This is a genomic window from Chromobacterium sp. W521 (assembly GCF_052805975.1).
This window is the reverse complement of the sequence record NZ_JBRBAF010000006.1, coordinates 329,172-354,132: the sequence shown is the minus strand read 5'-3', so window position 1 is coordinate 354,132 and position 24,961 is coordinate 329,172. Positions and strand designations below refer to the sequence as shown.

At 59.7% G+C, this 24,961-nt stretch carries 19 protein-coding genes; 15 read left to right on the top strand and 4 right to left on the bottom strand.

Annotated elements, in window-relative coordinates; all coding sequences use genetic code 11:
- Window positions 1-101: 101 nt before the first annotated feature.
- Entirely contained in the window at window positions 102-1,574 is a 1,473-nt protein-coding gene (locus ACUXV1_RS11990) for a protein adenylyltransferase SelO (RefSeq protein WP_446016638.1), read from the top strand.
- Window positions 1,575-1,663: 89 nt separating this feature from the next.
- On the opposite strand, the gene ACUXV1_RS11985 is transcribed toward ACUXV1_RS11990, so the two are convergent.
- Complete coding sequence (locus ACUXV1_RS11985; protein ID WP_446016639.1) at window positions 1,664-2,173, bottom strand: N-acetyltransferase family protein; 510 nt, start codon at window positions 2,171-2,173, stop codon at window positions 1,664-1,666.
- Window positions 2,174-2,355: 182 nt separating this feature from the next.
- Here ACUXV1_RS11985 and ACUXV1_RS11980 point away from each other — a divergent pair, with 182 nt between their 5' ends.
- Both ACUXV1_RS11980 and ACUXV1_RS11975 read left to right on the top strand, forming a co-directional pair.
- On the top strand, window positions 2,356-3,135 hold the full coding sequence (locus ACUXV1_RS11980; RefSeq protein ID WP_114154605.1) for an HAD-IIB family hydrolase: 780 nt from the start codon (window positions 2,356-2,358) through the stop codon (window positions 3,133-3,135).
- Between the two features lie 170 nt (window positions 3,136-3,305).
- Entirely contained in the window at window positions 3,306-4,652 is a 1,347-nt protein-coding gene (locus ACUXV1_RS11975; RefSeq protein WP_446016640.1) for an HD-GYP domain-containing protein, read from the top strand.
- Window positions 4,653-4,707: 55 nt separating this feature from the next.
- Here the strand turns inward: ACUXV1_RS11975 and ACUXV1_RS11970 are convergent, their stop codons facing one another.
- On the bottom strand, window positions 4,708-5,154 hold the full coding sequence (locus ACUXV1_RS11970; RefSeq protein WP_043591565.1) for a VOC family protein: 447 nt from the start codon (window positions 5,152-5,154) through the stop codon (window positions 4,708-4,710).
- A gap of 140 nt (window positions 5,155-5,294) precedes the next feature.
- On the bottom strand, window positions 5,295-8,126 hold the full coding sequence (gene uvrA / locus ACUXV1_RS11965; protein ID WP_446016641.1) for an excinuclease ABC subunit UvrA: 2,832 nt from the start codon (window positions 8,124-8,126) through the stop codon (window positions 5,295-5,297).
- Between the two features lie 178 nt (window positions 8,127-8,304).
- Here uvrA and ACUXV1_RS11960 point away from each other — a divergent pair, with 178 nt between their 5' ends.
- The 8 genes from ACUXV1_RS11960 to ACUXV1_RS11925 all read left to right on the top strand — a co-directional run bounded on the left by ACUXV1_RS11960 (window position 8,305) and on the right by ACUXV1_RS11925 (window position 21,886).
- Window positions 8,305-9,666, top strand: a complete 1,362-nt coding sequence (locus ACUXV1_RS11960) for an MFS transporter (protein ID WP_114154599.1) — start codon at window positions 8,305-8,307, stop codon at window positions 9,664-9,666.
- A 46-nt stretch (window positions 9,667-9,712) separates the two neighbouring features.
- Window positions 9,713-10,186 carry a single-stranded DNA-binding protein gene (locus ACUXV1_RS11955; RefSeq protein WP_019102147.1) on the top strand — a complete coding sequence of 158 codons (474 nt, stop codon included), beginning with the start codon at window positions 9,713-9,715 and terminating at the stop codon, window positions 10,184-10,186.
- A gap of 865 nt (window positions 10,187-11,051) precedes the next feature.
- Window positions 11,052-11,729 carry a tyrosine-type recombinase/integrase gene (locus ACUXV1_RS11950; protein ID WP_446016642.1) on the top strand — a complete coding sequence of 226 codons (678 nt, stop codon included), beginning with the start codon at window positions 11,052-11,054 and terminating at the stop codon, window positions 11,727-11,729.
- On the top strand, window positions 11,729-13,267 hold the full coding sequence (locus ACUXV1_RS11945) for a site-specific integrase (protein ID WP_446016643.1): 1,539 nt from the start codon (window positions 11,729-11,731) through the stop codon (window positions 13,265-13,267). Before ACUXV1_RS11950 ends, ACUXV1_RS11945 begins: the two co-directional genes overlap by 1 nt.
- On the top strand, window positions 13,251-15,341 hold the full coding sequence (locus ACUXV1_RS11940; protein ID WP_446016644.1) for an integrase: 2,091 nt from the start codon (window positions 13,251-13,253) through the stop codon (window positions 15,339-15,341). The genes ACUXV1_RS11945 and ACUXV1_RS11940 overlap by 17 nt, the downstream gene beginning before the upstream one ends.
- The gene (locus tag ACUXV1_RS11935; RefSeq protein ID WP_446016645.1) at window positions 15,334-15,810 is read left to right on the top strand and encodes a hypothetical protein; all 477 of its coding nucleotides are present in this window, start codon (window positions 15,334-15,336) and stop codon (window positions 15,808-15,810) included. The genes ACUXV1_RS11940 and ACUXV1_RS11935 overlap by 8 nt, the downstream gene beginning before the upstream one ends.
- A gap of 731 nt (window positions 15,811-16,541) precedes the next feature.
- On the top strand, window positions 16,542-16,868 hold the full coding sequence (locus ACUXV1_RS11930) for a helix-turn-helix domain-containing protein (protein ID WP_446016646.1): 327 nt from the start codon (window positions 16,542-16,544) through the stop codon (window positions 16,866-16,868).
- A gap of 1,130 nt (window positions 16,869-17,998) precedes the next feature.
- Window positions 17,999-21,886, top strand: a complete 3,888-nt coding sequence (locus ACUXV1_RS11925; protein ID WP_446016647.1) for an amino acid adenylation domain-containing protein — start codon at window positions 17,999-18,001, stop codon at window positions 21,884-21,886.
- An 85-nt stretch (window positions 21,887-21,971) separates the two neighbouring features.
- Here the strand turns inward: ACUXV1_RS11925 and ACUXV1_RS11920 are convergent, their stop codons facing one another.
- Window positions 21,972-22,331, bottom strand: coding sequence for a translation initiation factor Sui1 (locus tag ACUXV1_RS11920; protein WP_446016648.1), 360 nt, complete (start codon window positions 22,329-22,331; stop codon window positions 21,972-21,974).
- 69 nt (window positions 22,332-22,400) lie between these two features.
- Between ACUXV1_RS11920 and ACUXV1_RS11915 the strand changes: the two genes are divergently transcribed.
- The 4 genes from ACUXV1_RS11915 (at window position 22,401) to ACUXV1_RS11900 (ending at window position 24,881) form a co-directional block, all read left to right on the top strand.
- Window positions 22,401-22,835 (top strand): thioredoxin family protein, encoded by a 435-nt coding sequence (locus ACUXV1_RS11915; RefSeq protein WP_446016828.1) that lies wholly within the window; start codon window positions 22,401-22,403, stop codon window positions 22,833-22,835.
- A gap of 175 nt (window positions 22,836-23,010) precedes the next feature.
- Window positions 23,011-23,421 carry a VOC family protein gene (locus tag ACUXV1_RS11910; protein WP_019102151.1) on the top strand — a complete coding sequence of 137 codons (411 nt, stop codon included), beginning with the start codon at window positions 23,011-23,013 and terminating at the stop codon, window positions 23,419-23,421.
- A 265-nt stretch (window positions 23,422-23,686) separates the two neighbouring features.
- Window positions 23,687-24,145 (top strand): MarR family winged helix-turn-helix transcriptional regulator, encoded by a 459-nt coding sequence (locus ACUXV1_RS11905; protein ID WP_043633708.1) that lies wholly within the window; start codon window positions 23,687-23,689, stop codon window positions 24,143-24,145.
- Window positions 24,146-24,308: 163 nt separating this feature from the next.
- A complete protein-coding gene (locus tag ACUXV1_RS11900) occupies window positions 24,309-24,881 on the top strand; it encodes a cysteine hydrolase family protein (RefSeq protein ID WP_081556148.1) in 573 nt (190 codons plus the stop codon).
- Window positions 24,882-24,961: the final 80 nt, after the last annotated feature.

The following is a 24,961-nucleotide window of genomic DNA, read 5'->3' as shown; positions in this document are numbered from 1 at the left end:
GGGTACATGAGCATTGTGAGCTTGTTTTTAACGCCGCATCGCCGACACGTAGCAGATCGTAAATAGCTTCTCAACCCCATACCACGCCCAGCGAGCCCGCCATGATCCACATCGACTTCGACCACAGCTACGCCCGCGACCTGCCCGACGCCTGCATGCCGGTCAAGCCCGACGCCCCGCCCGCGCCGGCTCTGCTGTACTGGAACGCCGCGCTGGCGGAGGAACTGGGCCTGGACAGCCGCCAGACCAACGCAACGGAGCTGGCCGCCGCCTTCTCCGGCGCCGCGCTGCCGGCCGGGGCCAGGCCGGTGGCCCAAGCCTATGCCGGCCACCAGTTCGGCGGGCTGTCCCCCTCGCTGGGCGACGGCCGCGCGCTGCTGCTGGGCGAAGTCATGGACCGCAACGGCCAGCGCCGCGACATCGCCTTCAAAGGCAGCGGCCGCACCCCGTTCTCGCGCCGAGGCGATGGTAAAGCCGCGGTGGGGCCGATGCTGCGCGAACTGATCATAGGCGAAGCCATGCACGCGCTCGCCATCCCCAGCACCCGCGCGCTGGCCGTTACCGCCACCGGCGAAACCGTCTACCGCGAACAGACGCTGCCCGGCGCGGTACTGACCCGCGTCGCCGCCAGCCACCTGCGCGTCGGCACCTTCCAGTACTTCGCCCTCCGCGGCGAACGGGACATGCTGCGCCGGCTGGCCGATTATACCCTGGCGCGCCACTACCCCCAACTGGCCGGCGCCGATCAACCCTATCTGGCGCTGCTGCAAGCGGTGGCGGAACGCCAGGCGGAGCTGATCGCCCGCTGGATGCACGCCGGCTTCATCCACGGCGTGATGAACACCGACAATATGGCGCTCAGCGGCGAAACCATAGACTACGGCCCCTGCGCCTTCATGGACGTCCACCACCCGTCCATCGTATTCAGCTCCATAGACAGCGGCGGCCGCTACGCCTACGGCAACCAGCCGGCCATCGCCCAATGGAACCTGGCCCGGCTGGCCGAAACCCTGCTGCCGCTACTGGACCCGGACGAACCCAAAAACGCGGTGCCGGCGGCCACCGCCGTCATCGAAGACTTCGCCGAGCGCTACCAGGCTCACTGGCTGCAACAGGCGCGCCGCAAGCTGGGCCTGAGCCAGGCGCAGGACATCGATCAGGAGCTGGCAGAAGACTGGCTGGCGCTGCTGGCGCGCCAGGACGCCGACCACACCTTGGCCTGGCGCCGGCTGGCCGACGCCGCCGAAGGCCAAGACCAAGCACTGACTCAGCTCTTCAACGACCCCGCCGCCGCGCCGTGGCTGGCCCGCTGGCGCCAACGGCTGGACGCCGAGCCGCAAGCCGCCGCCGAGCGCGCTGCCGCGCTGCGCCAGGCCAACCCCCTCTACATCCCGCGCAACCACTTGGTGGAAGAAGCGCTGGCCGCCGCCAGCGATCATGGCGATATGGGGCCGACACTGACGCTGCTGGACGTATTGCGACAGCCCTTCACCGAACGCGCCGGCCTGGAGCGCTACACGCTGCCGGCCGCGCCGGAAGTGGCGCAGGGGTATCGGACCTTCTGCGGCACCTGACACGCATCAACAAGCCACACACGGCCAACCAAGCAAAAAGCGCAAGGCTCCCCGCCTTGCGCTTTCTTCATGGCGCGGCTCCCCACGCCTCAAACCAGCCGCTTCTCCATCACATAATCGTCCATCACAAAGCCGTTGCCGATATCAAACACCGCCTCCTCGCGCACTAGGAAGCCGCGGCGCTGATACACCGCGATCGAACCGGCATTGTGTTTGTTCACCGTCAGCACCAGGGTATGGCAACCGCGCTGCCGCGCCGCCCGTTCCACCGCATCCAACATATAAGCGCCCAGGCCGCGACCGCGCATTTCCGCCAATAAATACAGCTGCTCCAGCTTCATCTCCCCCGGCGTCGCCGTCAGCGCGTAACTGCAATAGCCCACCGCCCGGCCATCCAGCTTCAGCAGGCAGAACCAGCGGTCCGGCGCGTCCAGATAGGCGGACAGCTTCTCCGGAACATAACGGCCGGCCAACATGTATTCGATCTGCTCGCGGCTGATCATGCTGATGAAATGCTGATGCCAGATCTCGCCGGCCAGCGTGGCCAAGACGGGGAAATCGGCGGAGGTCAACGGCTCCAGACAAACGCTTTGGCTCATGCGCGGCACTCTCCAGATGAACGGTCATACACGGGAAATGTGGGCGACACCTCTCGCTGACAAGTCCAAGGGCATTCGATTTAACCCGGCGGCTTCACCCGAACGGGCAAGACAGTTAGAATACAAACATCATAAAACGGCGCTAAAAACCAGCCGTCGCCACCTTCCCGCAGCGAGACCCCATGCACTTCATTTTCGATATCGACGGCACCATTTGCTTCAACGGCAGAACCATCAGCCCGGCCATCCAGGGCGCGCTGGACGGCTTGCGCCAACACGGCCACCAGCTAGGCTTCGCTTCCGCCCGCCCCTACCGCGACATCCTGCCGCTGCTGGATGCCCGCTTCCACGACGCGCTGATCATCGGCGCCAACGGCGCAATGAGCCATCAGCAAGGCGAGCTGCGGCGGCTGACCCCTATCCCGGACCCGGTGTTCGCTGACATCACCCAACTGGCGCAACGCTTTGCCGCGTCCTATCTGGTGGACCTCAGCTGGGACTACCATTACAGCGGCGACGCCGGCCATCCCTTCCTGGCCAAAGTGGACCCAGGCAAGCTGGCCAGCCATGTCGGCGCGGAAGACATCCGCCAGCCGGCCAAGCTGCTGATCACCGCCTGCGCCGATGTCCCCGGCCTGCGCCGGGAGCTGGACGCTCACGCCGGCGTGGAGCTGCACCACCATTCCGACGAACAGATCTTCGACATCACCGCCGCCGGCGTCAGCAAGATGGCCGCGCTGCGCCAATGCGGCATCGACGCCGATGAGCTGATCTGCTTCGGCAACGACAGCAACGACGTCAGCATGTTTCTGGAGGCCGGTCACTCGGTTCAGGTGGGCGCCCACCCGCGGCTGGCGGAACTGGCCAGCGAACGTCTGCCGCTGGATCAGGACATTGAAGCGCGGCTGGTGGACACCATCGCGCGGCTGAGCCGCGCCCCCTCGCCCGCGCGGCGGGATTGAAAAAGCAGGCTTCGCCAAGGATAAATAAGGTAGCGCCGCTCACAAAGAGGCTGCGTTGCGCCGGCTTGCCATACTCAATGAACCGCCTGCGTCAACGCGCCTTGCTCCAGATTATCTGCGAGCGGCTCCGCCATAACCCCTCCCGCTCGCCTCAACCCCATGGAGCGCTCATGCCCGCCACCCTGAAGCTGTCCGAACTGATCAGCTCGCTAAGCTATGCGCTGGACATCACCGAAGGCCAGCCGGAAGGCCATTGCATCCGCAGTTGCTGGATTGGCATGCATATCGGCCAAAGCATGGGCCTAGCCCCGCAGCCGCTATGGGATTTGTACTACGCCATCCTGCTCAAGGACCTGGGCTGCAGCAGCAATGCGGCGCGCATCAGCGAGTTGTACCAAACCGACGACCGCAGCTTCAAACAGGACTTCAAGCAAGTGGGCGCCAGCCTGCCGCAAATGCTGGGTTTTGTGTTCAAGAACACCGGCACCCACAGCGCGGGCTGGGCGCGGCGCGCGGCCTCCATCCTCAACGTGCTGCGCCACGGCAAAGCAATGGCGGACGAGTTGATCAACACCCGCTGCCACCGCGGCGCCGACATCGCCCGCCAACTGCGCTTCAATGAAAACGTGGCGCGCGGCATCCAATCGCTGGACGAACACTGGGACGGCTCCGGCAGGCCGCTGGGCCTGCGCGGCGACGCCATCCCGCTAAACTCCCGCATCGCCCTGCTGGCTCAGGTGATAGACGTGTTCCACATCACCCATGGCCGCCAAGCCGCGCTGGACCAAGCGCTGCGTAGCACCGGCGGATGGTTCGACCCGGAACTGGTGGCCGCCTTTCGCCGGGTCAGCGCCAGGCCGGATTTCTGGCGGCAACTGGAGGCCGACGACATCGATCAGGCGGTGCTGAGGCTGGAGCCGGCCCAATGCGCGGTGCCGCTGGACGAGGATTATCTGGATGAAATCGCCGAAGGCTTCGGCCAGGTGGTGGACTCCAAAAGCCCCTTTACCGCCGGCCACAGCCAGCGAGTGGGCCATTACGCCGACCAGATCGCCGCGGAGCTGGAACTGGGCCAGGCGCGGCGACGCTGGCTGAAACGCGGCGCGCTCTTGCACGACGTGGGCAAACTGGGCGTCAGCAACACCATACTGGACAAGCCCGGCAAGCTGGAGGCGGACGAATGGGAGGCGGTCAAACGCCACGCCGGCTACACCGAGGCCATTCTGGGCCGCATCGAACACTTCGCCGAACTAGCCTGGGTGGCCGGCGCCCACCACGAGCGCCCGGACGGCGGCGGCTACCCGCGCGGCCTGTCCGGCGACGCCATTGCGCTGGAAACCCGCATCATCACCGCCGCGGACATCTTCGACGCCATCAACGCGGAACGCCCCTACCACCCGGCTACCCCGGCGCCGCAAACGCTGGACATCATGCGCCGGCACGTGGGCAGCGCCATCGACCCGGCCTGTTTCGCCGCGCTTGAACAGGTGCTGCGCCAGGAAGGCGCATTGTCTTGAGCGCATAAAAAACCGCCGGCGCAAAGCCGGCGGTTTTAGTGGCGATCAGCGGTTTTCACTCCAGCTGTTCGTTCAGTTTGAGCTTGCCCACCAGCCAGGTGTGATCGTAGCTGACGATCTCGAACGGGTTGCCGAAGGGGTCGACGAAGGACAGCGAGCAGAAAAAGCGATGGTCGCGCACGGAATCCCGAGCGATGGTCTGGCCGTCGCGATTAGTGACGCGTTCACCGGCCAGCTGGTCTATCCACTCCAGAAAATCCTGGCCGCTCACCACAAAGGCGATATCGCCCTGATGGTTGGCCGCCCCGCTCTTGTCCTCGCTCATCGCCAGGCGCACCGCCCCGTTGGCGTTGGCCAGCATTACCGCTCCGTGCGGGCCTTCGCGCATATGCTTGTAGCGCGGGTCCGGGGCCATGGCCAGCACGCGCTGATACCATTTCAGGGCCTTGGGCACGTCAGTCACACGAATGTGGATGTGATCGATCTTGCCTAAAGTCAGCATGACTTCCTCATATTGTTTTTGATGCGATGGCCCTTGGGCAAGGCGCCGTCCACGGGGCGGCGACACTGCTCTCCCCTTGCCGCCGCCGGTATTTCTTTATAACAGCAAGCTGTCTATCCGCGCATTGTACTTGATTGCCATCAGGCTTGCTCGCGCTGCAACAAGGGCTGCAGATAGCGCCCGGTATGGCTGACCGGATTGGCCGCCACTTGTTCCGGCGTGCCGGTGGCGATGATCTGGCCGCCGCCGGCGCCGCCTTCCGGCCCCAAATCTATCAGCCAGTCCGCGGTTTTGACCACGTCCAGATTGTGTTCGATCACCACCACGGTGTTGCCGCTTTCGCGCAGGCGGTGCAGCACCTGCAGCAACAGATCGATGTCATGGAAATGCAGGCCGGTGGTGGGTTCGTCCAAGATATACAAGGTGCGGCCGGTGTCGCGCTTGGACAACTCCAGCCCCAGCTTGACGCGCTGGGCCTCGCCGCCGGACAGGGTGGTGGCGCTCTGCCCCAGCCGGATGTAGCCCAGGCCCACTTCCATCAGGGTGCGCAGCTTGCGCGCCACGGTGGGCACCACGCTGAAGAAATCCAGCGCCTGCTCCACCGTCATTTCCAGCACCTCGTGAATGTTCTTGCCCTTGTATTGCACTTCCAGGGTTTCGCGGTTGTAGCGCTTGCCGTGGCAAACGTCGCAGGGCACGTAGACATCGGGCAGAAAGTGCATTTCCACCTTGATCATGCCGTCGCCCTGGCAGGCTTCGCAGCGGCCGCCCTTGACGTTGAAGGAGAAGCGGCCTGGGCCGTAGCCGCGCTCGCGCGACAGCGGCACGCCGGCAAACAGCTCGCGGATGGGGGTGAACAGGCCGGTGTAGGTGGCCGGATTGGAGCGCGGGGTGCGGCCGATCGGGCTTTGGTCGACGTTGATCACCTTGTCCAGCTGCTTCAGGCCCTGGATGTCCTGATAGGCCGCGGGCTCTTCGCTGGCGCCGTTCAGTTCCCGCGCGGTGATCTTGTACAAGGTGTCGTTGATCAGCGTGGATTTGCCGGAGCCGGACACGCCGGTAATGCACACCAGCATGCCCAGCGGCAGTTCAAGGGTGACGTTCTTGAGGTTGTTGCCGCTGGCGCCGATCAGACGCAGCATGCGCTCCGGGTCCACCTTGCGGCGCTCCCCGCCCAGCGCGATGCGGCGGCGGCCGGACAGGTAGTCGCCGGTGATGGAATGGCCGCAGGCGGCCACTTCGGCCGGGGTGCCGGCCACCAGCACTTCGCCGCCGTGCTCGCCCGCGCCCGGCCCCATATCCACCAGATAGTCCGCGGCGCGGATGGCGTCTTCGTCGTGCTCGACCACGATTACGCTGTTGCCCAGATCCCGCAGCCGCATCAAGGTGGCCAGCAGGCGGTCGTTGTCCCGCTGATGCAGGCCGATGGACGGCTCGTCCAGCACATACATCACGCCGGTGAGGCCGGAGCCGATCTGGCTGGCCAGGCGGATGCGCTGCGCCTCGCCGCCGGACAGGGTGTCCGCGGAGCGGGACAGGTTGAGGTAATCCAGGCCCACATTGTTGAGGAAGGACACCCGCTCGCTGATTTCCTTGACGATTTTTTCCGCCACCGCCTGCTTCTGACCGCTGAACGCCAGTTGGGCGAAGAAGTGCGCGGTCTCCTTCAAGGGCATCTGGTTGATCTCGTACAGGGTTTTTTCACCGACAAAGACGTGGCGCGCCTCCAGGCGCAGCCGCGAGCCCTGGCAATGCGGGCAGGGCTGGTTGTTCTGATACTTGGCCAGTTCTTCGCGCACGGCCGCGGAGTCGGTTTCGCGGTAGCGACGCTCCAGGTTGGGGATGATGCCTTCAAAGGGGTGCGCGCGGCTGAACTTGGTGCCCTTCTCCGACATATAGCTGAATTCGATGCTGTCTCGGCCAGAGCCATGCAACACCACATTGCGCACTTTTTCCGGCAGGTCTTCAAAGGCGAGCTCGGCCACGGAGAAGCCGTAATGCTCGCCCAGCGACATCAGCATCTGAAAATAGAACTGATTGCGCTTGTCCCAACCCTTGATCGCGCCGGCGGCCAGGCTCAATTCCGGATGCGCCACCACGCGGCGCGGATCGAAGAAAGTGATTTCGCCCAGGCCGTCGCACTTGGGGCAGGCGCCCATCGGGTTGTTGAAGGAGAACAGCCGCGGCTCCAGTTCCGGGAGGCTGTAGGAACACACCGGGCAGGCGAACTTGGCGGAGAACCAGTGCTCTTCGCCCTTATCCATTTCCACGGCGATGGCGCGGCCTTCGGCATGGCGCAGCGCGGTTTCGAAGCTTTCCGCCAGCCGCTGCTTCATGTCCTCGCGCACTTTCAGGCGGTCTATCACCACCTCGATGGTATGCTTCTTGTTCTTGTCCAGCTTGGGCACGGCGTCGATTTCAAACACTTCGCCGTCCACGCGCACCCGCACAAAGCCCTGGGCGCGCAGGTCTTCGAACAGGTCAAGATTCTCCCCCTTGCGGCCAACGATGACCGGGGCCAGGATCATCACCCGGCTTTCCTCCGGCAGCGCCAGCACGTGATCCACCATCTGACTGACGGTTTGCGAGGACAACGGCACGCCGTGCTCCGGGCAATGCGGCTCGCCCACCCGCGCGTACAACAGACGCAGGTAGTCGTGGATTTCGGTGACGGTGCCGACGGTGGAGCGCGGATTGTGGCTGGTGGCCTTCTGCTCGATGGAGATCGCCGGGGACAGGCCTTCAATCAGGTCCACGTCCGGCTTTTCCATCAATTGCAGGAACTGGCGCGCATAGGCGGACAGGCTTTCCACATAGCGGCGCTGACCTTCCGCGTACAGGGTGTCGAAGGCCAGCGAGGATTTGCCGGAGCCGGACAGGCCGGTAATCACGATCAATTGGTGGCGGGGCAAATCCAGGTTGATGTTCTTCAGATTGTGCGTGCGTGCGCCGCGAATGCGAATGCTGTCCATATTGGAGCGTAACTCACCGTCGGTCAGGGAACCTGTTAATATACCTGACTTGGCAAGTCTGACTCCACCAGATCTTTAACGCGCGGCGTCATCCGGAACGGCGCCGGACCGTTACTAGAACCATGGGGCGCGGCCCTCAGACCGCAGCCCGCCAGCAACACAAACGACGCACACAAGAATGAACGCAACAGAACTCCGGGCCAGCCTTGGCCTCGCCGGCATCTACGCCCTGCGCATGCTGGGCATGTTCCTGATCCTGCCGGTATTCGCCCTGTACGCCCAAACCCTGGAAGGCGCGGACAACCACACGCTGATCGGCATCGCGCTGGGCAGTTACGGCCTGACCCAGGCCCTGCTGCAACTGCCGCTGGGCATGCTGTCCGACAAGATAGGCCGCAAAAAAGTGATTTACGGCGGCTTGCTGCTGTTTGCGCTGGGCAGCTTCGTCGCCGCCGGCGCGCACGACATCGCCACCCTGACCGTGGGCCGGGTCATCCAGGGCGCCGGGGCCATTTCCGCCGCCATCACCGCGCTGCTGGCGGACCTGACCCGCGAGGAAAACCGCACCAAGGCGATGGCGATGATAGGCATGTCCATCGGCACCACCTTCGCCGCCAGCCTGGTGCTGGGGCCTCTACTGGCCAAGTACATCGGCGTCAACGGCATTTTCGCGCTCACCGGCGCGCTGTCGCTGGCGGCGTTGATCGGCGTGTGGCTGATCATTCCGGACCCGGTCAGCTCGCGTTTTCACTCGGACACCGAAGCCAACGCCAAGCGGCTGCCCGCGGTCTTGAAAGACCCGCAACTGCTGCAGCTGAACTACGGTATCTTCGCGCTGCACGCGGCGCAGATGGCCATGTTCGTCACCATTCCCTTCGCGCTGATCAAGACCGCTCACCTGGACAAGACCCAACACTGGCAGGTGTACCTGCCTGTTACGGTAATCGGCTTCCTGTTGATGGTCCCGGCCATTATCTACGGCGAGAAAAAAGCCAGGCTCAAGCAAGTGTTTGTCGGCGCCATCGCGCTGATGGCCGCCGCACAGATGGGCATGGCGATGGCGCTGGACAGCTTCTGGCAGATCGTGATCTGGCTGGGTTTGTATTTCATCGCCTTCAATATCCTGGAAGCCACGCTCCCCTCATTGATTTCCAAGATCGCTCCGGCCGATGCCAAGGGAACCGCGATTGGCGTGTATAATACCGCCCAATCCCTTGGCCTGTTCCTGGGCGCGGCGGCCGGCGGCTGGTTGTACACCCGCTTCGGCCCGGCCGGCGTGTTTGGCTTCACCAGCCTGCTGATGCTGACCTGGCTGTTGTGGTCGCTGGCCATGCGGCCGCCCAAGCCGGTGCGCTCGGTGATGTTTCACATCGGCGAGGACTGGCGGGGCGATGCCGGCGACCTGTCCCGCCAATTGGCCGGCGTGGCCGGCGTGCATGAAGCCGTGGTCGTGTTGGAAGACCGCGTGGCCTATCTGAAGGTATCGCAGCAACAGTGGGATGAAGCGACGGTGCAGCGCCTGATCGGAGCCACCTTCTGAGCCGCGGCGACAGGCCAAATATTTAGATTTTTATTCGGAGACATCGATGAACAGCATCACCTTTGACGGCCGTCTGGCCGCCGACGCCGAACTGCGCTACACCCCCAGCGGTGAGCCGGTACTGTCGTTCCGCGTAGCCAGCGACATCGGCTTTGGCGAGCGCAAGAGCACCAACTGGTTCAGCTGCCAGGTATGGGGCAAGCGCGGTGAATCGCTGAAGAATTACCTGGCCAAAGGCCAGCAGGTTACCGTTTACGGCCAACTGACCCTGCGCGAATGGCAGGACAAGGAGGGCAACAAGCGCCTGTCCCCGGACGTGCGCGTCAACGAGCTGAGCCTGCAAGGCGGCCGCAATGAGATGGGCGGCTCCGGCGGCGGCATGAGCGGAGGCGGCATGGACGACGGCTACGGCTACAACGCCCCGGCCCCGCGCCAGGAGGCCCCGGCCGCGCCCCGTCGCCAAGAGCCGCGCCCGGCGCCCAAACAGCTTGACGATATGGACGACGACATTCCGTTCTAGCCCGGAACAAGGTAAACAATGTAAACAACTCAACCCCAGTCATTGATTTGACTGGGGTTTTTCACATTTTACACATATGGGTGACGTGTTTTACTCTGACCTAGAGTGTTCACCATAGACCAGTGTAAAGAATGCCGGTTATTATCCCGCCAACTTAATAACAACGGCATTATTAAAACGGCCTGGACTTATTCGCATTTCCAGAATAAGGGTGACGTGTTTTAGACTGGTCGGGAGTGTTTACCAAAGGCCAGCGTAAAGAATGTCTTGTCATTATTTTGTCGACACCCTGACCATGACATCCGGGGAACGATTGGCAGTCCTATGCGACAACCGAACCGGGCTGCCCTTGTTTGCACCGACGATTTACTCGTTGACACAACTCCGGGCGAGGAACCTTGCTTCCCGCACCATTGAACTCGCACTGCGCCACCTTCAGGTGCTTCAGCTCTTCCTTGAGCACCATCAAATCGACCTCGATACCCGATTTCGTGAAGGCCGAGTTCTCGACCTCGGGGAAATCGAAGCGCTGGCTAACACCTGCAGATTATACATTCCCGATATAGCCTCAGCAGCTGAGGCCAAAACCTTCAAACCTAAACGGCTCCGCACAAATTCGCTAGAAAATCTTCGACAGCAATTCAGAACTAAACTACCGAAAAGTGTCGCTACTGATACTGCCGATAATCGGATACGTGTTATTGCGGATTACTTGTCCTGACTGACAAAGGGCCAGCTATTAAAATTACCGACCGGCAGTACGACATACCAGTCCCTTGAGGCTGCGAAACAGGTTGCGGTCGATACCCTGAAAGCCCGCATCACCACAGCAGGAGGCCGAAACACAATTGGTCAGCGGGAAGGGTTGCCACGTGAAACCGCTGAATGTCTCCTGTCTGCAATAGCAAAGAACTCTACTGAAAACCCTTGGACTTACGACTTTACCAAAACTCGTAATGAGCTGATGTTCCGCTGGCTGCACGCCTTCGGCTTGCGTCGTGGCGAGCTGCTGAACGTGCGTGTATCCGACATCGACTTCCGCGAGGAAACGGTCACCATCGTTCGGCGTCCAGACTCATCCGATGACCCCCGCACAGCGCAACCGCTGGTCAAGACACGAGACAAGATTTTACCGATGTCCCCTGACCTTTGTCGGCTGACCTACGACTACGTGATGGATACTCGCCGACTATTGGCCGGAGCAAGACGGCACGGGTATCTCTTTGTTGCTACCAAAACGGGAGCCCCCTTGTCGCTAAGCGCCTTGAACAAGTGCTTTTCTTTCCTGCGTAGCCGCATTCCAGATTTACCGGATGACTTGTCGCCGCATGTATTGAGACATACCTGGAATGACAATTTCTCTGAGGCAATGGACCGCACCAAGACTCCGGAAGCCGAGGAGCAGAAGATGCGTTCCTACCTTATGGGGTGGTCGGAAACATCTGGTACGGCAGTTAATTATACTAGGCGCCACATCCGTCAAAAAGCCAATCAGATTTCATTACTTATGCAGTCAAAAATGACAGGCGAAGAGGATATTTGATGAGCACGCTGCCTATAGCCGTAAATAACCAGCTACCGATTACTCGTACCCGGGGCGGAGCAATCTTTGACCCTAACCAGGATGCATGGGCGATTCGAGAGGGCCACCAGGCCGCCAGCATAAAATTTTCTTACGCAAACAAAGTAATCACCCCAAAATTATTGCTAGAATTTAAGAAGACTTTACTTTGGTACGCCGAGAATAAATCCATTAAGCACCTTGAAAATATGTTCAACCGTGCCAAGCACCTATTTTGCTACATCGCTGAAAATAGTCGAAAGCCTGTCAGAGAAATAACAAGCATTGACCTTTTAAACTATCACTCAGCTCAACCAGACAATAAAAAGTGGTATCTAGGTGCTCTAGCCGGTTTTCTGAAAAAATGGCATGCGCTCGGCTATTATGGAGTGACTGCAGATGCCATTAAGCTATTAAATGAGCTACGTCTCAAAGGTAATAAAAAGGGAGAGGCCGTCTTGACACTAGACCCAATTTACGGACCTTTCACAGACATTGAGCGGGAAGCTATTCAGGGAGCGCTACATCAAGCATATGCCAACAGCTCGATAGCTGATGATGAATATCTTTTGGCCATGCTATTTATGCTTCTTGGCCAGAGGCCTTCTCAATATGCTCTGCTCAAGGTTTGTGATGTCCTAGCTCCAAAAATCAAAGATGGTACCCCCATCTACATCCTCAGGGTCCCTCGTGTTAAGCAGCACAAAGCGGCTCGCCTTGATTTCAAAGAGCGTCTAATCACGCCACAGATTGGGAAATTTCTCTACGCGTACGCGCAAAAAGTACAGGCATCGTTTGCCAACACTCTCAACACCCCATCTCAAGCACCGTTATTTCCGCAGGCGACTAATGACAAACAACCAGCGGGAATGGAGTATCACCGAACGTCCACTAGCCTATCCATGCTGCTTACTCGGACTCTGAAGCGGTTGAAAGTGTACTCAGAGCGCACCGGTGACATCATCCATATCACCGCCACGAGGTTCCGTAGAACCACTGGCACCGTAGCGGCCCAAGAGGGGCATGGAGAGCTCATCATCGCCGAGTTACTGGACCATTCAGATACTCAGAACGTGGGTGTTTACGTCCAGGCCACACCCGAAATCATAGCCCGCATAGACAAAGCGGTCTCCACGACACTGGCTCCGCTGGCACAGGCCTTTGCCGGCGTAATCATTGCCGACGAATCAGCAGCCACCCGAGGTAGCGACCCTGCAAGCAGAATTCTCGACCCTCGAATCGATAAGACATGCCAGGTAATGGGGAACTGCGGTAGCCACGGCTTCTGTGGATTTTCCGCACCGATTGCCTGTTACACCTGCCAGAGCTTTCAGGCCTGGTTGGATGGTCCCCATGAAGCAGTATTGAACCACCTTATAGTAGAGCGAGAGCGCAAATTGGGCATTACAGACATACGCATTGCTTCGGTTAACGATAGAACGATTCTTGCTGTGGCAGAGGTGATTCGTAAGTGCCAAGCAGTAAAAAAGGGGGATATGCCTGATGAGCATCAACGATAAATTGGTCACCTTTGTTCCAAAAAAAGAAAAAGATGCTGAAAACAACCTCCAACAATTCATTGAATTTGGTCGCAACAAATTAACCACATACGGCGCAGGACTTGTCTTTGATAATAATGAATGGGATATTTCAGACTATATAATTCTCAAGGGCATGGCCAACAATCGAATTCGCCTTCGCTTCTATACCTACCGGTCTTTGACCTTGTCACAGCCAGAAGCTTTCCTCGAACCATACAATTCTTTTTCAAAGGCTTACATACGATACATAAATGCATTTCAACAATTAAAAAGCTTTAGCATTATAATGGGCGCCATCCGTATACTTTACGAAGCACTAGGAGAAATTAATGAGGTTAGCCCAACAAAAATTGACACAAGGGTGTTAAATCGGGCCGCTCAATTAACTATCGAGAACTACAGCCCAGGAACAGCAAAAAACATTGCTGGACAGGTTGAAAAAATTGCGAAATTCCTGGGCGAGCATCAATTAACTTTATTACCTGTTTACGACTGGAAGAACCCTGTAAGGCACAGGCAGAATTCAACTCGGGTTGGACAAGAGTTCGATGAGAAACGAGCCAAAAAAATGCCATCAACTGCTGCATTAGATTCCTTACCAAAGGCATTTAGGTTGGCAGAAGAAACTCCTTTCGTGCTTGTTTCATCCATTGCTGCCATACTGTGTTCGGCACCTGACCGAATAAATGAGATTCTGCTCCTTCCAATTTTTTGCGAAGCCCACCAAAGAGCAGCTGATGGCCCTGAAGCGTACGGCCTTCGGTGGTGGCCTGCAAAAGGGGCAGAGCCGATGGTCAAATGGATTGTTCCATCTATGGTAGAGGTAGTTGCCGAAGCATTGAAAAAAATTCGGAGGTGTACAGAGCGAGCTCGAGAGGTTGCTCGGTGGTATGAAAATAATCCGCATAAAGTCTATCTATTGCCAGAATATGAACATCTACGAGCAAAACCTTTACTGACAAATAGAGAGGTTGGCTTTATCCTTTTTGGCAAAGAGACGAACCGAAGCGTCATTAATGAGTGGTACAAAAAAAAGGGCATCAAAACTGTTGTTATTAAAGGAAAGCATTACGCTCAATTTGACGACATTGAACGCTTTGTGGTTTCGCAATTACCCCGTGGGTTTCCTTGGCTGAATGCCGAACTCGGTCTGAAATTTAGTGATGCGCTTTGCGTCTCACTTAAAAATGACTTAGCTACAGACAAAGCCTCTTGGGTGGGTATCATCCAAGGAATTAGTGTCAATCAAGTGAATAATCGGCTTGGCCCCAAACCAGGAAGCCATCACATAACCATTTTTGAGCGTTACGGATTTACTGAACCGGATGGTAGCCCAATAAAGGTTACCACACATCAGTTTCGCCATTATTTGAATACATTGGCACAGGCAGGAGGATTGAGCCAACTGGATATTGCCAAATGGTCGGGACGAAAAGATATTCGGCAGAATGCAACTTACGACCATGTCTCGGCGGATGAGCTAGTGCTCAAGATTCGAAATGCTCTAGGCGATGACCGCCAGATGTATGGCCCCTTGGCCAAACTCCCCCCGCGCACAGTCATCCGACGTGATGAGTTTGCGCGACTAAAAGTACCGACGGCACATACTACTGAGTTCGGCGTATGCATCCACGACTACACCATGGCACCGTGTCAGCTGCATGCAGACTGTCTCAACTGCAATGAACAGGTATGCATTAAAGGGGATGAAGTACGGACAGCCAGGCTGCGTGCCGAACTGGAGACCGCGAAAGAGAACCTCGAGACCGCACAGCAAGCTCATGGAAACGGCTTTTTCGGAGCTAGTCGTTGGGCGGAACATCATCAGTTAACCATCGAACGGCTTAGTCAGCTGTGCGCCATCCTAGACGACCCTCAGGTTCCTGTGGGTGCAGTCATCCAGTTATCAAACCTGCCCACGGCATCGCGGATTGAACATGCAGTAGAGACGAGAGCTGCGGTGGAGCATAAGCAAGTAGCGCCATCTCCCTCAACCACTTCGATGGACGCGATGCGCAACCTACTGGCTGGAATGGGGAACGTAAATGGCTAAGCAGCCCAAACCGCGGGCCAAGAACCTGGACGACGCCAGCATCGAGGCCATAGTCGGAATACTGGATGGATGGGATAACAAGCTGACTTGGGAGTTGCTGATTGAAGCCATCGAACTACGGTTGCGGGTTCGGTACACCCGCCAGGCCCTCAGTCAGCACACACGAATTAAGCAGGCCTTCCAATTAACGAAAGAACGCATCGCAGGCTCACCTCCGCACAAAGATGTTGCTCCAAAGGCACTTAGTGCTACAGAGACCCAGGCTCTCCTGGAGAGGTACAACCGACTGGAAGCGGAAAATGCGCGATTGAAGCTCGAAAATGAGCGCTTGCTGGAGCAATTCGTAGTGTGGGCGTACAACGCGAGCACTCGGGGCCTGGATGCTGCATTCCTTGGGAAACCCCTGCCTAGAGTTGACCGGGACCAGACACAGTTACTACGGCGGGCAGGCGGTAAATCGCGGGGCTAAACCACGAGAGGTATCTCTAGGCTTAGTCTGACATAGAACCGACTGAGTCGTACCAGCGATGCAACGATGAACCGTTGCCTGGGGAATTACATCCAGCTTGCGCTGTTCTCTGCATTCGGCCTACTCAGCAGTTGCATGGATTTGCGCACCTGGCCCTGCACGATGTCCGAAGAGGTTGTGGAGTGGTGAACCCGATAGGCCATAGCCGGCCAACTGCCGCCTCAAATCCATTTGGCATAACAACCATTCAAGCGACAACTTCACTATGAAACCTACCGAACAGCCAATGCGAATTCCTTGGCCACAGCCGACCTTGAGCCCCTGACCAGACTCGGGCGGCAATGCACCGGTCATCCCACGCTCAGCCAAAACAACCGTTGAAGCGAGACAAGGCGCAAGATTTTACTATATTATTCCGATGTACTTAAGAGGTTAGGTTGCGACAGCGGCGTATCAACCAAACAGCGAGAGCGCCGAGCGCAGCACATGATAAGTAAAACAAGCATCAACGTACGCAATCCGGATAGCCCGTAGCACATGTTGCCACATAACAGCACCGCCTTTTCAAGGCTCGTCAAATCAGTTGGAACCTTGAGGGGCGCTGGGGCCACCTCATCCGAAATCACTAAAAGCATCCTCGCACGCTGGATGCAGCAGTCCTTCCCAGACCTTAGACTCGAAAGCACTCCACCAGTGCATTTCTTCGAGGCCTCTGTTATCGAGTTTGCGGAGTGGTTAAGCAAATCCGACTTAATAACCGGAGCGTTCTGGTTGAGTTCGGCATACGCAGCCTTGCTTCCGAAAGAAAAACGCAAGAGCAGCGCCATGTATTTCACTCCTCCGCGGTTATAAGCCGCTACGAAACAGGTGTAATCGAACCCCCGTTTGGCATGGCCGTGAGGTTGGCAGAAGCACTGCATCTGCCCACTGCATACTTTTATTGTGAAGACGATGAGCTTGCCAAGCTGGTACTGGCTTGGGGTCTACTGTCGAAAAATGAACGTAAACATATCCAGGCAGCCGTTGACACTTTGATGGCCGGCAAACATGGCGAATAATGCATTTGAAATGCGCATACCTCTCCATGGTATCTGTTTTGATGGGGAAGCCAAGCTGTAAACAACTCTGTGTTTTTCTGATAAAAGTTTTCATTTTCTCAAAAAAATATCAAAAAAACTCATAAATACAATGGGTTAGTTTCTTGTTTACATTTTTGTTCCGCTTAAACCTTCTGATCCTCCCGGGTCAACTGTCGCACAAGACCGAAATGCATGGCGCCCTCAGCAAAGGGCGTCGAAATTTCGGTCTTTTTCTTTGCGCATTAAATTCAACTCAACGCAGGCGTCAACTGGATGGGGTTGAGCAGCCCATGCGCCGTTCTTGCCCGCCCGTCACACCACCTCCCTTTTGTCGCGCCGCGGCATGACCGCCCCGCCCGCCTTTCCAGCCCGCAGCAATTTTGCTGCGCTGCACCGTTTGCCACAGAGCTGCCACAGCCTTTAAAAGCGTGCATTGAGCAAGGTTAATGTTTTTTCAGCCGTCTCAAAATGTGCGTTTGCACAAATGAGACAAATCCCTCTTGCCGACATATGTCGAGTGAATTTTACTGTGTAAACTTCATGCCGTATTGATATAATTCCCCCGTATTATCAAAAAGACATATTCGACCTGTCTTATACGACATGTGCAGGGCAACCATGAAAAACGCCATAACGCGCACCTACCACACCCGCCCACGCCAATCCACGGCGTCGCCGACAGATCCCCCCTCCCCGCGCCCATCTGCCGCCAGTAAACCGAGCCATGTACTAAGGCGGCTAACAAACCCCTGATGCTGCGTTGCGCCGACTTGCCGTACTCAAGTACTGCCTGCGTCGGCGCGCCTTGCCCCAGCCCTAAAACTGATTTTTGTTAGCCGCTCTAGAGAGCCTGTTCAAAGCCTGCTGCGCTTCGTGGAGCGTTGCACGGTGAGTACAAGCTCAACATGCTCATGTACCACTCGACTATTCCGCTTTTTCGCTCGTTTTCGCCTTGTCTCGCTCTTGCTCGCGAGACTTTGAACAGGCTCTAAACCCGCCGCAATAGCGAAACACGCGCTTTTTCTGTCTTTGTAGCCACACCCGTATCTGCCATTGACTCAATTTTAAACAAATTAAATCAACTGTAAATACAATATATTGGAAACATCATGCTAGAAGATAAATCAATCTGCCCGCTGAGCGCCGCTCAGCAAGAAGTCTGCCTGGCCATCGGTCAAGAAGGCCGCAACCTTCATTACCACCTGTGCGATGTGATCGAATTCAACGGCGATTTGCAAACGCCCTTGCTGGAACAAGCCATCAGAACCGTGTGCCAACAGGTGGACACCCTGCGCGCCACTTTCGAAACGGACCCGTCCACCGGGCAATACCGGCAACGCCTCCGCCCCCAATTGCACGACGACTATTTTTCCTGGCACGACCTGTCCGCCAAACCGGATCCGGAGCAGGCCTACTCGGCCATGCTGGAAGAACTGCTGGCCGACGATATGGACCTGGCCGGGCAACCGCTGATCCGCTATCTGATCGTCAAGCTGGCCGACCGTCGTCATCGCATGATAGAGCTGGGCTCCCACCTGGTGGTGGACGGCTTCGGCCACGCCATCTTGTTCAAACACATTACCGACTGCTATGTCCGGCTGGCGCGCGGAGAAGCCATCGAGCCGCTGCCGGCGCAGCCGCTAAGTCAGGCGTTCGAAGCGGAGCAGGCCTATCGCCAGAGCGAGTCCTATCTCAAGGACCAATCCTATTGGCGCCAGTACTGCCTGGATCTTCCCGACCCCACCCAGCTGGTGCCGGGCGAAGCTCCCCTACGCAAACTGAACCGGCTACGCAAGGTCTTCTCCGGCGCGGCGGTGGACGGGCTGCGGGAAACCGCTTCCCTGCATCGGCTCCGCCTGTCCAGCGTGCTGCTGGCGGCCTGCGCCACCTATCTTCACAGAATGACCGGACAAAGCGAGCTGGCGGTGGGCATGCCGGTGGCCGCCCGCCAATTGAAAGCCTTGCGCGAGATTCCGGCCATGGTGGCCAACATCCTGCCGCTGCGCATCTCGTTTACGCCGGAATCCACGGTGTTGTCCGTCGCGGCGGACATCCAACGCCAGTTGCGGCGTCATCTGTTGCACCAGGGCTACCGCTCGGAAGCCATGATCCGCGACCTGTACGCGGAGCGCGGCCACAAGCCGCTGTTCAACACTCTGCTCAATATCGTGGCCTATGACCAGGAAGTGGACTTCGACGGCTGCGAAGCCACGGTTCAGAACGTCGCCAACGGCCCCGCCGACCATCTCGGCATAGACATCTTCGACCGCAACGCCGACGGCCGGCTGGAGATAGGCTTCAACGCCAACGCCGATCTTTACCCGCTCGAGGCGCTGGAGCTGCATTACGCGCGGATGACTTTGTTGCTGGAGCGTTTCGTCGACGCGCCGGAAACCTTCGCCTCAGACTACCAATTGCTGCTGCCCGGCGAGCTCGAGCGCTGCTATCCGCTGCCGGCGCGCGCCGACGCGCCGCCTGTCTTCGCCGACGCCTTCGCCGCCTCCGCGCGGAGCCACGGCCACCTGCCGGCCCTGCGCCAGGGCGAACGCGAACTCAGCTACGCCGAGCTGGACGACCGCGCCGACCGTCTGGCCAGCCTGCTGCTGACGCGCGGCGTGCGACCCGGCGACGACGTCGCCGTCATCGTATCGCGCAGCATCGAATGGGCGGTTGCGGCGGTGGCGCTGTTCAAACTCGGCGCCGGTTATGTGCCGGTTGACCCCGATCTGCCGGAAGCCCGCATCGAATACATTCTGGCCGACGCCTCGCCGGCCGCGGTCATCGTCGCCGCCGGCGGCGCCGTCAAAACCGAGCTTGCGCCGGAGAAACTGCTCTATCTGGACGCCGAGGCGCTGGACGCGCTGCCGCCTGCCGCTCTCCCGCTCCCTCGCGTGCCCCCCTCCGCGCCGGGCTATCTGATCTACACATCGGGCTCCACCGGCAAGCCCAAGGGCGTGGAAGTGACTCACCGCAACCTGGTGCCCATCGCGGATACCGCCATCCGGGCGGCGGGGTTGCAAGCCGGCCAGCGCGTGCTGCAATTCATCGCGGCCGGTTTCGACATGTCGGTTCTGGAAATCATGATGACGCTGCTGGCCGGCGCCACCCTGGTCCTCTGCGATAAAGTCTCCAGTGCGCCCGGCAAGCCGCTAGCCGCGCTGGTGAAACGGGAAAACATCAAACTGCTGGTGATGACGCCCAGCCTGCTGGCCTATCACCAGACCGAGGACTTCCCTCGGGACACCGTCCTGATGCTAGGCGGAGAGCCGTGCACCCCGGCGCTGCTGGCGCGCTTTTCCCACTGCCGTCTGCTCAATGTCTACGGTCCGACCGAAACCTCCTTCGCCACCTCGATCAACGCCGACTACGGCGACGGCGACCTGTCCATCGGCCCCGCCACAGCCAATACCCGGCTCTACGTGGTGGACCCGCGGCAACGGCTGCTGCCGCCCGGCGCCTGGGGAGACTTGTTCATCGGCGGACCCGGCGTGGCCCGCGGTTACCGCAACAGTCCGGAGCTGACGGCCAAAGGCTTCGTCCCCGATCTGCTGGACCCCGCCGACACCATGTACCGAGCCGGCGACCGCGTATTCTTTGACCACGCCGGCCGCATTCACTATCAGGGCCGCCAGGACAACCAGATCAAGCTGCGCGGGCTGCGCATCGAGCTGGACGAAATCAAAAACGCCCTGCTAGGCTGCGGCGGCGTAGAGGACGCCGTGGCCTTGCTGCGCGATCTGCCGCACGGCCCGGCCATCGTCGGCTATGTGGCCAACCAGCAGTTGGAGCTGGACAGCGAGGGGCTGAAACAGGCGCTAAGCCGTCAATTGCCCCATCACATGATCCCCAGCGTCATCATGGTGGTGCCGGCCTTTCCGCTCACGCCCAACGGCAAGCTGGCCACCAGCGAACTACCCACGCCGACGCTGCAGGACGACGGCGAGCAAGCGCCGCCGCGCACCCCGGAAGAAGAAATCATGTGCCGGCTGTTCGCGACAGCGCTGGAATGCGGGGAGGTCTACGCCAATCAGAATTTCTTCGCGCTGGGCGGGCATTCGCTGCTGGGTCTGCAGCTGATCAACACTATCAGGGAAACCTTCGGCGTCTCTCTGGGCATCGCCGACTTCCTGGCAGCCCCCACTCCGCGCCAACTGGCTCAGCGGCTGGAGCGGCCAGCCGCTTTCAGCGATCCCTTCGACGCCATGTTGCCGCTGCGCGTTCAGGGCGGCCGGCCCCCGCTGTTCTGCATCCATCCGGGCGGCGGCATCGCCTGGCCCTATGCCGGCCTGCTGCCCTTCCTGCCGGAGGATCAGCCGCTGTACGCCATCCAGTCTCCGATACTGCGCGACCCGGACCGCGTCATTGAATCGCTGGATGAGTTGGCGGAGGAATACCGGCAGCGCATCCAGGCGGTGCAGCCGCGCGGGCCGTACCAACTGGCCGGCTGGTCGGTGGGCGGCAACCTGGCGCTGCGCCTGGCCGCCATGCTGCAGGCCGACGGCCATGAGGTCAGCTTCCTGTGCATGTTCGACAGCTACCCGCTGCAAGGCGGGCCGGCTTCTCTGAAGCTGGACGACGCCACCATCATCACCCGGATGACGCGCGCCATCGTCGGCGCGCCGCGCGCCGGCATCAAGGGGCTGAAGAGCGCCATGGAGGAAGTGCTGGGCGGCAGCCAGGTTGGCGATGAGTTTCTGACCCGCCTGGTGAACGACTCCAAGCTGATGCTGGAGCTGCTCGCCCGCTGCCGCTATCAACGCTACGACGGCGACTTGATCTTCATCCGCGCCACCACCGACATCCTGCGCCCCGAGGATCAGCAGCCGTCGCTGTGGCAGCCTTACATCTCCGGCAAGCTGATCGAGTATGAAGTGAACGCGCCGCATGAATGTCTGCTGCAGCGCCAGTATCTGGAACAGTTCGGCGCTCAATTCGCCGCCGAACTACAACGGCGGACCTCGCTCGGCGTCGGCCAGGCTCAGGCGCAGCCGGCGTAGTCCCCCAGTATCAGCCTTGGCCCGCGGCAAGCCGCGGGCTTTTTCATTCCAACGAGGGCAGAGCGCCGCGTGCGGGGAACGGCTGCTAGCCGACTGCGCGCTTCACCGTCCAGCCGTGCTGCTTGAGCAGCCCAACCACCTGCTCGCAGTGATCGCCCTGGATCTCGATCACACCGTCCTTGACCGTGCCGCCGCTGCCGCAGGCGTTTTTCAGCTGCTTGCCCAGTTGCGCCAACTCCAGCGCGTTCAGCGGCGCGCCCTGGATCACGGTGACCGCCTTGCCGTTGCGGCCCTTGGTTTCTCTGCGCACCCGCACCACGCCGTCGCCGGCCGGCGTCTCTTGCTTGCCGCATTGGCATTGGGCAACGGCGAAGCCGCACTGCGGACACATGCGGCCGTGTTCGGTGGAGTACACCAAGCCGCCGGAAACATTGCGCGATTTCATGATTTCAAACCCTGGGCCATTGACGAAACGGCCTGCATCGTCGCGGTTTTGCCCGGTTTTGGCAAGCCCGTGCCGCTACCCCTGCATCAAAAGCGCTGGCAAACCCATCAGTCTTTTGGCATATTTAAAAACCACCCCAGCCCCTCCCAGACCATGGACCAACTCTACCGCGACCCGGCGCCGGAACGCGCCGAACTGGATGCCCAGCCCGGCGTCACCGTGCTGGAATTCGGCGCGCCCTGGTGCGGCCATTGCCAGGCGGCCCAGCCCTTGATTCAACAAGCGTTGTCGGAATGCCCCGGCGTCCGTCATCTGCAAATCGAAGACGGGCCGGGCCGCCGCTTGGGGCGCAGCTACCGCGTCAAGCTGTGGCCTACGCTGATTTTCCTGCGCCACGGCCAGGAAGCCGCCCGGTTGACCCGGCCCGCCACCGCGGCGGCCGTCAGCGACGCGCTGCGGCAATGCTTGCCGCCCGAAGCGCCTGTTTACGATATCGCGAGCTAAGAGCCTGTTCAAAGTCTCGCGAGCAAGGGCGAGACAAGGCGAAAACGGCTGAGAAAGCAGAGTGTATATGAGCATTTCAAAGATACGGTTCAACGCCGTATCGCCGACGCGCAGCAGATCGTGAACAGGTCCTGAAGCAAAGCCGGCCTCTCCCCCACCACCAGGAGTCTCTCTGATGAAAACCCTGCTGCCCTACATCAACTTCCACGGCCAGTGCGAACAGGCGCTGGCCTTCTACCGCCAATGCTTCAACGGCGAGATTGTGGCGCTGATGCGCTTTGGCGACGCGGACTTCCCCAGCCCGGACGAAGCCAAGAACAAGATTCTTCACGCGGAGTTCAAAGCCGAAGGCGTTCATTTCATGGCCTCCGACGGCATGCCGGGCCGCACGCCCGTTCTGGGAGAAAACATCACGCTGAACTTCATGCTGGACAGCGAAGCGGAGCAGACGGCGATCTTCGAAGCCCTGGCTCAAGGCGGCCAGATCAACGAACCGCTGCACGACGCCTTCTGGGGGGCCCGCTTCGGCATGCTGGTCGACCGCTTCGGCATACGCTGGATGAGCAACTGTCCGAAGCCGAGTTAAGCCTCCGCTCAATGCGGGCCGCGAGGCGGCAAGCGCGGCCCTTCGAACGTGTTTACGATCTCGCGAGCCAGAGCGAGACAAGGAGAAAACGGCTGAGAAAGCGGAGTGTACGCACGGTACATGAGCATTTCGAAGCGGGACTCACCCTGTCACGTCTCACAACACGCAGCAGATCGTAAACAGGTTCTTAAGCCGCTCGGCAACCATCCTCGCGCCGCTCCTTCCACATTTATCTATACAAACATAGCTATGCTAAAATAGCAGAATGCCACACCTGACCGTGACACCGGAAGCCGCTTCCCGGCTGCGCCTGCAGCTGATGGCCTTGACGCGCCGGCTGCGCCTGGAAGCGCAGGACGACGAACTGCCGTTCGCCCAACTCTCATTGCTCGCCTGCATCGAACGTGCCGACGGCGCAGCAACGCCGTCGGCGCTGGCTCGCGCGGAAAAGCTGCGCAGCTCCAATCTGGCCAGCCTGCTGCGCGAGCTCGAGACCGGGGGGCTGATTCTGCGCGCGGCCGATCCCGAAGACGGCCGCAAGGTCCGGATCCGTCTGAGCGAAGCCGGCCACAGCGTCCTTGAGGCTCACCGCCTGCGCAAAGACGATTGGCTGCGCGCCGCGCTGGCCGGGCTGCCGCCGCAACGCCTGGAGCTGCTGCTTGCCGCCGGCGAGGTACTGGCGGAGTTGGCCGCCGCTGAACCGCCGACCGCGCGCCAGCCTTGATCAATACATAATTAGAGCCGCTAACAAAACCTCACAGAGAACCTGAGCCAAGGCGCGCCGACGCAGAAAACGAAGTTTCTGCGAAGCTACAGTACAAGTGGTACGACAAGGAGGCGCAACGCAGGATCAGGGGTTTTGTTAGCGGGTCTTAAGGAGCTCAGCGATGAACACCGCTTTTATTGGTTTGGACTACATCCACGACATCATGGTCGACGGCGGCAAGGTTGCCCGCTGCGCCGAGCACGCACGCCGACGCGGCGTCATCGCCGCCGCCAACCAGGCCATTGCCGAGGCGCGCCGCCGCGGCTGGCTGGTGGTACAGGTGAAAGTGGGCTTCTCGCCCTCCTATGTGGAGCAAGCCAAAAACTCGCCGCTGTTTGGCCGCGCGCACGAATTCGGCGCGCTGGACCTGTCCGGCCCCGGCACCGCCTTCCATCCGGATTTGGACGTGAGGCCGGAAGACGCCATCGTGATCAAGCCCCGCGTCAGCGCGTTTTACGCCACCTCGCTGGAAGCCGTGCTGCGCGCCCACCGCATTGAACGCCTGATCCTGTCCGGGGTCAGCAGTACCTGGGCGGTGCAGGCCGCCGCGCGCGACGCTCACGACCGCGATTATCAGGTACTAGTGCTGGAAGACGGCTGCGCCGCCGCCAGCGAAGAAGAGCATCGAACCTCGATGCGTCAGTTGGAGACGATAGCGCGCATCATTCGCCTGGATGAGCTGGCCGCGCTATAAGAGCCTGTTCAAAGTCCCGCGAGCCAGAGCGAGACAAGGCGAAAACGAGCGAAAAAGCGGAATGGTCAAGGGGTAGATGA

Coding starts and splice junctions, on each gene's coding strand:
- ACUXV1_RS11990 (WP_446016638.1), top strand. CDS start 102: ATGATCCACATCGACTTCGACCACAGCTACGCCCGCGACCTGCCCGAC.
- ACUXV1_RS11985 (WP_446016639.1), bottom strand. CDS start 2,173: ATGAGCCAAAGCGTTTGTCTGGAGCCGTTGACCTCCGCCGATTTCCCC.
- ACUXV1_RS11980 (WP_114154605.1), top strand. CDS start 2,356: ATGCACTTCATTTTCGATATCGACGGCACCATTTGCTTCAACGGCAGA.
- ACUXV1_RS11975 (WP_446016640.1), top strand. CDS start 3,306: ATGCCCGCCACCCTGAAGCTGTCCGAACTGATCAGCTCGCTAAGCTAT.
- ACUXV1_RS11970 (WP_043591565.1), bottom strand. CDS start 5,154: ATGCTGACTTTAGGCAAGATCGATCACATCCACATTCGTGTGACTGAC.
- uvrA (WP_446016641.1), bottom strand. CDS start 8,126: ATGGACAGCATTCGCATTCGCGGCGCACGCACGCACAATCTGAAGAAC.
- ACUXV1_RS11960 (WP_114154599.1), top strand. CDS start 8,305: ATGAACGCAACAGAACTCCGGGCCAGCCTTGGCCTCGCCGGCATCTAC.
- ACUXV1_RS11955 (WP_019102147.1), top strand. CDS start 9,713: ATGAACAGCATCACCTTTGACGGCCGTCTGGCCGCCGACGCCGAACTG.
- ACUXV1_RS11945 (WP_446016643.1), top strand. CDS start 11,729: ATGAGCACGCTGCCTATAGCCGTAAATAACCAGCTACCGATTACTCGT.
- ACUXV1_RS11940 (WP_446016644.1), top strand. CDS start 13,251: ATGAGCATCAACGATAAATTGGTCACCTTTGTTCCAAAAAAAGAAAAA.
- ACUXV1_RS11935 (WP_446016645.1), top strand. CDS start 15,334: ATGGCTAAGCAGCCCAAACCGCGGGCCAAGAACCTGGACGACGCCAGC.
- ACUXV1_RS11925 (WP_446016647.1), top strand. CDS start 17,999: ATGCTAGAAGATAAATCAATCTGCCCGCTGAGCGCCGCTCAGCAAGAA.
- ACUXV1_RS11920 (WP_446016648.1), bottom strand. CDS start 22,331: ATGAAATCGCGCAATGTTTCCGGCGGCTTGGTGTACTCCACCGAACAC.
- ACUXV1_RS11910 (WP_019102151.1), top strand. CDS start 23,011: ATGAAAACCCTGCTGCCCTACATCAACTTCCACGGCCAGTGCGAACAG.
- ACUXV1_RS11905 (WP_043633708.1), top strand. CDS start 23,687: ATGCCACACCTGACCGTGACACCGGAAGCCGCTTCCCGGCTGCGCCTG.
- ACUXV1_RS11900 (WP_081556148.1), top strand. CDS start 24,309: ATGAACACCGCTTTTATTGGTTTGGACTACATCCACGACATCATGGTC.